General features: G+C 43.9%; 6 protein-coding genes. 5 read left to right on the forward strand and 1 reads right to left on the reverse strand.

Annotated elements, in window-relative coordinates; translation table 11 throughout:
• Nucleotides 1–332, reverse strand: a 332-nt coding sequence (locus tag AB4Z17_RS31360; protein ID WP_441964196.1) for a superoxide dismutase family protein, incomplete at its 3' end; no start/stop codon positions are given.
• A 113-nt stretch (nt 333–445) separates the two neighbouring features.
• Here AB4Z17_RS31360 and AB4Z17_RS31365 point away from each other — a divergent pair.
• The 5 genes from AB4Z17_RS31365 (at nt 446) to AB4Z17_RS31385 (ending at nt 5,848) form a co-directional block, all read left to right on the forward strand.
• The gene (locus AB4Z17_RS31365) at nt 446–916 is read left to right on the forward strand and encodes a GNAT family N-acetyltransferase (protein WP_441909073.1); all 471 of its coding nucleotides are present in this window, start codon (nt 446–448) and stop codon (nt 914–916) included.
• A gap of 170 nt (nt 917–1,086) precedes the next feature.
• Complete coding sequence (locus AB4Z17_RS31370; RefSeq protein ID WP_179089924.1) at nt 1,087–1,230, forward strand: hypothetical protein; 144 nt, start codon at nt 1,087–1,089, stop codon at nt 1,228–1,230.
• A gap of 106 nt (nt 1,231–1,336) precedes the next feature.
• Nucleotides 1,337–3,253 carry a ribosomal protection-like ABC-F family protein gene (gene abc-f, locus AB4Z17_RS31375; RefSeq protein ID WP_441964198.1) on the forward strand — a complete coding sequence of 639 codons (1,917 nt, stop codon included), beginning with the start codon at nt 1,337–1,339 and terminating at the stop codon, nt 3,251–3,253.
• 227 nt (nt 3,254–3,480) lie between these two features.
• On the forward strand, nt 3,481–4,497 hold the full coding sequence (locus AB4Z17_RS31380; protein ID WP_076271007.1) for an HD-GYP domain-containing protein: 1,017 nt from the start codon (nt 3,481–3,483) through the stop codon (nt 4,495–4,497).
• Nucleotides 4,498–4,627: 130 nt separating this feature from the next.
• The gene (locus AB4Z17_RS31385; protein ID WP_441913834.1) at nt 4,628–5,848 is read left to right on the forward strand and encodes an IS256 family transposase; all 1,221 of its coding nucleotides are present in this window, start codon (nt 4,628–4,630) and stop codon (nt 5,846–5,848) included.
• Nucleotides 5,849–5,890 lie beyond the last annotated feature (42 nt).

The raw sequence follows: 5,890 nt of genomic DNA on the forward strand, positions 1-5,890 counted from the left end.
CCGTTATGGTAGCCTTTTGGATTGTTAAAGCCATGCTGCTTGTTCACTGGATTGAAATGAGCTTCAGCTGTTTTGAAATCAGGAGTATCGCATTTTCCCATGCTGTGAAAGTGAATACCGTGCTTGCCTGGAGGAAGCTTCTCCGCTTCAATGTGCAAATATACTTTGTCAGCTTTTTGGGTGAGCTGAGCGGATCCAATATTTTGGCCTTCGCTGTTAATTATAGTGACAAGTACTCCAGCAGGTTCAGCATTTGGATTTGGATGTGCTAATACAATTCCAAATGTTTGGGTCAGGAATAGCAGACAGACTAAMATAGATATTTTTCTCATCGTATTCTCCCATTCATCATGTTTTTGTTTTTGACCGCATAGAAAACGGCAATATGCTTATAGTGTGCAAAATGATTACTTTTATACATAAAAATCCAAATGGAGGAATGAGTATTAATATTAGAAGGTTCCTTGAAGAGGATATAAGTGAGGTTGTTTCCCTATTCTATGAAACGGTGCATGAAGTAAACAAACAACATTATTCACAAGATCAGCTTAACGATTGGGCTCCACAAGATGAGACAGACCAAAAAATCGAAGCTTGGAAGGAATCCATGGTTCGAAATATTACTTTTATCGCTGAGAACAGCAGTCAAATTGTAGGATTTGCTGATATGACCTATGGAGGGGAGCTGGATCGAATGTATGTCCATAAGTATTATCAGAGAAGAGGCGTAGCTTCAGCCCTATTGAAAAAACTTGAAGCTGAAGCTGGCCGACTAGGGGTAAATGAGATAAAAACAGTTGCGAGCATAACAGCAAAACCATTTTTTGAACGTCATGAATACCGGGAAGTCGAGTCACAAGTTGTGGAACGGAGAGGTGTGAAATTAAACAATTTTAAAATGATCAAAAAGCTGTAAAGCTACACCCCAAGATATGTAAATCTATCCATATATAAGCCTACTTCACAATGTCATCTTCGACATCATGTACGCTTACTCCTTGTAAATACAAAATTTGGTTTGGCTATTGCAATAACACTTGGCCTTATGTTATTTTAAAAAGAATGAATGAAAGGGAGGTGAAGTAGGTGAATCACGAAATGGTCAATAACCGTATTAGCCAGCTGCCGATTGCTATGGCTGGCATTGTTCATACATTTTCCGCGAACGGGAGAGGTCTGTCCAATTATGCTCATACGATTAAACCATTCGCGAGAAGACGCCTACTTTAACCACTACGGATAGCTTTACCATCCGAAGGGTCGCAGGCTTGTTGCTGCGGCTCTTTTTTTGTTGTGTTTGAGAGTCAGGGTCTTCATCTAACAGGAGGCTCTTCACATGATTATTGTTAATATACAGGAAATAAAGAAATACCACGCCGCAAATCTGATATTTGATGGACTAACGCTGCAAATACAAGCAGGCGAGAAGATCGGGTTGATTGGCCGCAACGGAAGCGGAAAATCGACATTGCTTCGCCTAATTTCAGGTCATGATCAGGTAGATGAGGGAATGCTTACGGTACAGAAGGAGCTGGCAATCGGATATCTGCCGCAGACACCTGCCGAATTTGATAAGCTGACCGTGTATGAAGTTTTGGCTTATGGCTATCAAGACTTAATGGCGTGCAAGCATCAGATGACGCAGATGGAAATAGAGATGTCGAGTCCGCAAATGCTTGCTGATTCAGCTGCCTTGGAGCGTTTGCTGAAAGCATACTCGCTCGCTCAGGAAAGGTTCGAGAGAAGCGGCGGTTATGAGATGGATACGGCAATTGAGCAGGTCGCAACGGGCTTGCGTATCGATCGAGCTGTTTATTCACGAAGCTTTGGCAGCCTGTCCGGCGGTGAGAAAACGCGGATTGCACTTGCCTCCCAGTTGATTGTCCGACCGGCTTTGCTGCTGCTTGATGAACCTACGAACCATCTGGATTTGCGGGGGATGGAGTGGCTGGAGCAATTTATTCAGCAATATGATGGCGCATGTGTCATCGTATCGCATGATCGTTATTTTCTTGATGAGGTGTGCTCCAAAATAATCGAGCTTGAGGACGGTACAGCACAAACCTTTCTTACAAACTATAGCGGATATGTGAAGGAGAAAGAGGAGCTTCTCTTGCAGCAGTTTGTGAATTTTCAAGAGCAGCAGAAGCAGATAAAGAAGATGAAGGAAACGATTAAGCGCTTGGAGGAATGGGGGCGTATCGGCGACAATGAGAAGTTTTTTAAACGCGCCGCTTCCATGCGCAAAGCTTTGGAAAAGCTGGAAATGATTAAACGACCGGTTCTTGATCCGAAGACCGCTGATTTCGAGCTTACAGCGCTTGATCGCTCTGGTCGTAAGGCAATTACGTTTGAGAATGTAACTAAACAATTCGGTGATCGGGTTATTTTGGAAAAAGCTGAGGGCAGCTTGCTCTATGGTGAGAAGGTTGTGCTGGTTGGGGACAATGGCTCAGGCAAAACGACGTTGTTTAAAATGCTGCTTGGCGAGCTTCAGCCAGATGATGGACAGCTAGTCTTAGGAGCCCGTCTTCATATCGGCTATTTGGCTCAAGAAGAGAAGGTTGACGATAAGCAGCTCAGCGTACTTGAATTTTTTAAAACGGAGGGCGGTTTAGAGGAAGGCGAGGCAAGGAATATACTGGCTAGCTATTTGTTTTACGGAACGGATGTATTTAAACCGCTTCATTTGCTGTCAGGCGGGGAATGGTCACGCCTTCGCCTCGCGCTGCTTATTCGCAAAAAACCGAACTTATTGCTGCTGGATGAGCCAACGAATCATCTTGATGTCAGCTCCCGCGAGGCGCTGGAGGAAGCTTTGGAAAACTATGATGGAACGGTGCTGGCGATCTCGCATGATCGGTATTTTATCAATCGGCTGGCTAAACGAGTTTGGGAGCTTAATGAGGGAGCCATTCACACTTACTTGGGCAATTATGATGACTTTAAGTCGAAGCGGAAGCCTTATAAAACGAACGAGAACAATGTTACCGTTAAAACAGATTATGTTGTGCGAGATCCGAGGCAATTAGCTGAGCATACGAAGCCGAAACATGGTGGAAGAGTGGAGCGTACGAAGGAACAGCTGGAACAAGAGATTGCGAGGCTTGAAGCAAGCCTGCTAGAGGGCAATATGGAAATGGAGCAAGTCGCGGAAATGGATGATCCAGCTGCGCTTGAATCCATTTGGAATTTGCAGGAGGAACGGCAAAAGCAGCTGGATCAGCTAATGGAAGTATGGTTGGAACTATAATTCATAAAATGCTGATAAACTAAAGCGAATACAGATCAATATTTATTGTTTTATGATGGATTTTAAGATAGCTGTACAGGATTTGATTCTGAAAAAGCCAACGGATTAGCCATCCTAATCCGTTGGCTTTTTCTATGTATTCTCATCTTTCTAATTTTAATAGACCCTTCCTAAATAAGATATGGTAAACTAAAAGTTGGAAACGTCAAGTCCGAGGGAGTGAAGTCATGGAACAGTTGATCGGGAAAAAAATGAAATATGATATTTTGAACGCTTATGGCGTTACGATTGTACCTGCTGACTCTGTTCTGACTCGTGAATCAATACAAATATTAATAAACCATCGGATAGATTTATCATCGATTGCCCTTGCTTATGAGGATAAGCCGATTCAGCAATCAAGCATTCAAATTGGTGAGCTTGTTCAGCAAACGGTGAATATCTCAAAAGAGCTCTTTGAATCGATATTAGTATCACGTAAGGTCCCGTTAATGGAGATTCGCAATGAGGTGCTGCCAGCTATTTTGCAGCTATCCAAAAACCAGGATATTTTCGAATTATTCGAAGCGGTGAAAGCCAAGGATGATTATGTATATGAGCATAACGTAGGCGTGGGCGTCATATCGACGCTTATCGGAAGATGGATGAATCTGGACAATTCAGAGCTTTCGATTTTGTCGCTTGCTGCTACCCTGCATGATGTTGGCAAAGTAAAGCTTCCGCTAGAGGTTTTAAACAAGCCGGGCAAGCTGAATGAGGTTGAATTCCAATTAATTAAGAAGCATACCATTTACGGTTATGAGCTGCTCAAAGGTACGACGGGCTTAAGCCTCCGAATCGCTCGCGTTGCGCTTCAGCATCATGAACGCGAGGACGGGAACGGCTATCCGCTCGGACTGAAAAAGGAAAATATTGATTTATTCAGCTCTATCGTAGCAGTTGCGGATATTTTTCATGCGATGTCCTCCAAGCGTCCTTATCACGAGCCATTATCCTTTCATGAAATTGTTAATCAGATGACAGATGGGAAGTTTGGCGTACTTAACCCGCAAATTATATCGGTATTTATTGAAAACCTGATGAAGCGATTAGTCGGCAAACAAGTGCTTCTGACGGATGGCCGAGAAGGCGAGGTCGTGTACATCAATCCGCATAATATTGAGACGCCTCTTATCAAGCTGGCAGATTATTTCTTGGATTTAAGCCAGGAGAGAAATATACATATCAAATCTATTATCGCTTAAAATATACCATCCTAAGAGTTGAGTCCGTATACTTGTGTAAAAAGCTAGCATCTCAAAAAAAGAGAGCCATAGCCAAAATCCTCGTTTAGAATGGAGTTGTCGAGACAACATTCAATGGAGGGATTATGGTATGACTCAGTATCAGATTAACGTAGATTCAGATCTTTTGCATCAACTATTTTTAGGTGAATCAAAAGATGTGGGCATGGCTGCTTTATTACAGTCTGTATTGAATCAAGTGTTGAAGGCCCAAGCTACAGAACAGTTAGGAGCCGAGCATTACGAGCGCACAGAAGAGCGACAAGGTTATCGTAACGGATCGTACCCGCACAAGCTTTCCACACGTGTTGGGCAGATTACGTTGCAAGTGCCGAGATTCCGAAATGGAGAGTTCTCCACTGAGTTGTTTGCCCGTTACCAACGAAGTGAACAGGCGCTTGTACTTGCCATGATGGAGATGGTCATTAACGGTGTATCCACGCGTAGAGTCACGAATATCACGGAGGAACTGTGTGGAACAGGCTTTTCAAAATCAACGGTTAGTGATCTATGCAAGCAGCTCGATCCACTTGTAGAGGCATGGAATAGCCGGCCGTTGACGCTTGCCTATCCCTTCCTTCTTGTGGATGCTTTGTATGTGAAAGTACGTGAAGATGGTCGTGTGCGCTCTCGTGGTGTTCTCATCGCAACAGGAATTAATGAAGAAGGTTACCGTGAGCTCATAGGTCTTAGCGTAGGAGASACCGAGTCAGCAGCAACTTGGGGTAGCCTATTTAGTCGCCTCAAAGAACGTGGATTACGCGGTGTTGACGTGGTTACAAGTGACCAGCACAGTGGACTCGTAAAGGCAGTTCGTGAACAGTTCGAAGGCGTGACGTGGCAGCGATGCCAGACGCATTTCATGCGGAATGTTTTAGATGCTACGCCTAAAGCTTTACGAGACGAAATGAAGGCCCATGTGCGGGCTATTTACGAAGCTGCCGATGAAAAGAGCGCTCGATCGTTGTTGGAACAAACCATGGGTGCTTTTGAAGAGAGAGCATCCAAAGCACTGGATGTCCTGGARGAAGGCTTTGATGACGCTACCGCTGTTCTCGCACTACCTGTTAGCTGYCGAATTCGAACAAGAACGACGAACGTGGTAGAACGTCTTAATGCCGAGCTTAGACGGAGAGAACGTGTTATTCGTATTTTTCCTAACCGACAATCTGTGATTCGACTATTTGGTGCATTACTAATGGAGATGGATGAAAAGTGGTCCGTCGGCAAGAAATATATTGAAATGACAGTGTACCATGAATGGCGTAAGAAAAAACCAAAAACAACGCAAGAACCTACTCTTGATGAGTAGGCTTTCTGTTCGAGGATTTTACACACAACTTTGGACTTGACC

The sequence above is a fragment of the Paenibacillus sp. TAF43_2 genome (genome assembly GCF_052113545.1).
GTDB lineage: Bacteria > Bacillota > Bacilli > Paenibacillales > Paenibacillaceae > Pristimantibacillus.